The sequence below is a fragment of the Pseudodesulfovibrio sp. JC047 genome (assembly GCF_010468615.1).
Taxonomy (GTDB): Bacteria; Desulfobacterota; Desulfovibrionia; order Desulfovibrionales; family Desulfovibrionaceae; genus Pseudodesulfovibrio.
Genome location: NZ_WUEH01000082.1, coordinates 1 through 472, shown reverse-complemented (window position 1 = coordinate 472; position 472 = coordinate 1). Strand labels below are relative to the sequence as shown.

The following is a 472-nucleotide window of genomic DNA, read 5'->3' as shown; positions in this document are numbered from 1 at the left end:
CTTGACTGATATCTGCTAACCATGCCAACGGCAAAGCAAATATCTGGTCTAGTACATAACATCGCATACATGAGACTTCCAACAGCGGATGCATATGGAACTCTCTTCATGGTCTCTATCTCATCAGGTGTCTTTGGACATCGATCTCGAGATAGTGGTACTCCATGTCTAGAAGGTAGCAAGCCCTTCTTGGAGTCATGCATGTTAAACTTGACCAATATCTTCTCAATATATGAAGATTGGGATAAGGCCAACATCTTATTCTTGCGATCTCGCAGGAGCTTGATCCCTAAGATGTAGCTTGCCTCACCCAAATCCTTCATCTGAAATTGAGATGATAACCAAACCTTTGTGGATGACAGTGCACCTACATCGTTTCCAATGAGCAATATGTCATCTACATATAGGACCAAAAATATGACTGCATTACCACTTCCTTTCTTATACACACATGGTTCATCAATGTTTTGAT

At 41.1% G+C, this 472-nt stretch carries 1 protein-coding gene; it reads right to left on the bottom strand.

Features of this window, described 5'->3' with window-relative positions; all coding sequences use genetic code 11:
* The coding region (locus GO013_RS16750) for a reverse transcriptase domain-containing protein (RefSeq protein WP_163813183.1) at window positions 1-449 on the bottom strand (449 nt) is incomplete at its 3' end.
* Window positions 450-472: the final 23 nt, after the last annotated feature.